At 36.5% G+C, this 2427-nt stretch carries 2 protein-coding genes; one reads left to right on the top strand and one right to left on the bottom strand.

Going from position 1 to position 2427, the window contains the following annotated elements; genetic code table 11:
- The first annotated feature begins 834 nt into the window (after positions 1-834).
- Complete coding sequence (locus tag F6K22_RS38725) at positions 835-2145, top strand: NF041680 family putative transposase (protein WP_293110240.1); 1311 nt, start codon at positions 835-837, stop codon at positions 2143-2145.
- Positions 2146-2216: 71 nt separating this feature from the next.
- Here F6K22_RS38725 and F6K22_RS38720 read toward each other — a convergent pair.
- Positions 2217-2427: hypothetical protein (locus F6K22_RS38720; RefSeq protein WP_293110238.1), on the bottom strand; the 211-nt coding region annotated here is incomplete at its 5' end.

Here is a 2427-nt window from a genome sequence, read left to right as displayed (position 1 = left end):
ATTCAGAATTAAGTATGGTGGAATTATTTGATTGAATAGATTTATCAACAGCATCTTTTTCTAACTTAGAAAGTAGTTGATGATTATTCTTTAGTTCCAAAAGAAGACGAGGATATTGGAGGGTAATAGCAGTAAACTTAGCTATTTGTTCTATGGTTATTTTTTCTTTTTCAGCAAAAGTAACTCCAATAGAATAATAGGCAATATAAATCCTGAGTTTGAGTAAATTAATATATTGTTTTAACTGGAGTTTAGACTAAATAGTTGAAGATAAAACCAAGTAAAGGATGGAAAAAATCTAGACCATCAACAGATATGGGAAAAAAAGATCGGTGAAGCAGATGGAGGAGCTGAGTAATTTTCTAACTACAAGTAATACGAATTCGTATAACTTATCTAACTTCTATAGCGGTGTATTGACATACTACTATTGTATTTAATATATTACAAAGCCCTGCTACATGACAGATATTTTTCACAAACCATGGGATAGAACTCCGTTCCGCTGTCGCGATCGCGCCTACCTTAAAGTTTGGTAGACTCGCGGGTTTGACTTTGACAGGACTTACCCAAGGAAAATGTATATAGTCCATGGTAAATATAGCGATTGCGCTCTGCAAAGCTCCGCTAAGGCTATGATTTTTAGAGAGCGATCGCTTCTAACGAGCAACTAAATCCTATAGGAATAATTGATATCTTTTGGAGGAGCTGAGTAATTTTCCAACTACAAGTAATACGAATTAGTATGACTTATCTAACTTCTACTCGTCAAATTCTTTTGTCGGCAATCATTTCAGGTAAAATCAGGCATTAAATCAAAATTATCTTGCCAAAATGCCTGATTTGAAGTTAAAATTATTCCGTAATCAAGTATATCATCTCTTGGGAAATGCGAAGGATGCTGTGTTTGAACTTACTGATGCAGCCATATTAAGTCCTCGTCCTAATTCTCTGGCAGAATTATCTTTCTCACCAGTCTTTCGCCGACGATGGCATAGTGTTTATGAGGCTATAGAAGATTGTTCTCCATCACGATACAAACTGATGGAAGTTTATATTAGCCACATGATATTAAATCAAAGGCCATTATTAGTAGGAGACCATAGTGCTTGGCTAAAACCAGATGCAGTTACACTGCAAGAAAGAACTTATGAACATCAACCTGGTAAAATTAAAGTCAATCAACCAATAGGAGTAGGCTTTGGGTATAGTACATTAGCTTACATACCAGAGGAAAAAGGAAGTTGGGCATTACCTTTGCTTCAGGAAAGAATTAACAGTAGTGATACTGCTATCAGTAAGTTAAGTGAACAGTTAAGAAAAGTCTGTCCTTACTTAGAAAAGAGAGCTATAGTGGTTGTGGATAGTCAGTATGGATGTGCCTCGTTTGTCAAACAAACCGCAGATATTCCCTGCGATCAATTGATGCGGTTAAGTTCCAATAGATGTTTTTACGGTGAACCAATAGGTTATAATGGTCGTGGTCGTCCTCGGTTACATGGAAAGAAATTTAAACTTAATGATGAGACAACATGGAGTCCAGAAGCTCAAAAAGTAGAAGTGGAACATCCAACTCAAGGAAGACTCCAGATTCAAGCATGGCATAATTTACATTTTCGACAAGCGTCTAATGAACCATTATCACTAATTCGAGTCCAGAAATTAGACTCACCCAAAAGTAAGCCCCTGTGGTTAGCTTGGAACGGAGAACAAATGCCGACTTTGATAGAAGTAGTTGAGTTCTATCTACGTCCCTTTACGATTGAACATTGGTATCGCTTCTGCAAACAAAGGTTACACTGGACTTTACCCAATTTTGGCACTAAAGAGCAATGTGATCGATGGAGTGATTTAATGCCCATGATGACTTGGGAGTTATGGTTAGCTCGTGAGGTAATTGTAGATTGTCCCTTACCTTGGCAGAAATCACAGATTAACTTGACTCCGGGAAGAGTTGCCCAAGGTTTTGGAACAGTTATTGCCCTAGTTGGAACACCCACATCTGCTCCCAAACCCCGTGGAAAATCTCCAGGCTGGAAGAAAGGTCAACTTCGTCATAAAAGAAAACGATACCCAATAGTCAAAAAAGGTAGGGGCAAGTTTGAAAGTCAGAAAAAAGACACCAAAAATGTCAAATTTGCTTAATTGAAATCAAAAATTGTTTCTCACGTCTGTTGATAGTCTAAATTTTTTCAATCCTTTGCTTGATTTTATCTTCAACTATTTAGTCTAAACTCCAGTTTTAAACGACGGGGATTATAATCAAAAAAAGGAGCAACCATCCGAGTAGCTAATTTCAAGTTTTCTTGGTCTAAATCTTTTTCAATAATTGGGAAAATAGGTAAATCTGGAGGTGGCAGTGTTTTTTGTAGAGATTCTAATTTTTTACCTATACCTAGTATTCTTTTAATAACTTGTTGTAATATA

Source organism: Okeania sp. SIO2F4 (assembly GCF_010672385.1).
Lineage (GTDB): Bacteria > Cyanobacteriota > Cyanobacteriia > Cyanobacteriales > Microcoleaceae > Trichodesmium.
Note: the sequence above shows the minus strand (reverse complement) of the source record. Positions and strands in the feature narration are given on the sequence as shown.